Origin of the sequence: Mycobacterium sp. 1245111.1 (genome assembly GCF_001673405.1) — a bacterium.
Classification (GTDB): Bacteria; Actinomycetota; Actinomycetes; order Mycobacteriales; family Mycobacteriaceae; genus Mycobacterium.
Window position 1 is genome coordinate 1 of sequence record NZ_LZLV01000087.1, and the last position, 510, is coordinate 510.

Annotated in this window: 1 pseudogene; it reads right to left on the reverse strand. The window is 65.5% G+C overall.

The annotated features are described in order from the left end of the window. Positions 1-510 (reverse strand): annotated as a pseudogene (locus A5658_RS12265) (MMPL family RND transporter); the annotation flags it as partial.

The following is a 510-nucleotide window of genomic DNA, read 5'->3' on the forward strand; positions in this document are numbered from 1 at the left end:
GGTCAGATCCTGGGTGACCTTCATCTGCTCGTGCAGCGTCGCCATCGTCTTGCGCAGCTCGTCTGCCTGCTTGAGCAAGTTCTTCGCCTGCTCCTCCTGGTAGTGCTGCGTCTGGATCCGGCCCGCGGCCTGTGCGCCCATCTGGAACCCGAGGGTGCTGTGGTCAAGAGGCGTGCCCAGCGGACGGGTTATGGTCTGTACCCGGCCGATACCGGGGATGTGGAAGACCGCTTTGGCGACCTTGTCCAGCACGATGAAGTCGGCGGGGTTACGTAGGTCGTGATCGGTCTCGATCATCAACAGCTCGGGGTTCAGCCGAGCCTGGTCGAAGTGCCGGTCGGCCGCGGCGTAGCCGATGTTGGCCGGAGTGTCTGGTGGCAGAAAGTGCCGGGTGTCGTAGTCCGTCTTGTAGCCGGGCAGGGCCAGCAGGCCGATCAGCGCGATCGCGATCGTCACCGCGAGAACCGGCGCGGGCCAACGGACGATCGCGGTACCGATGCGGCGCCAGCC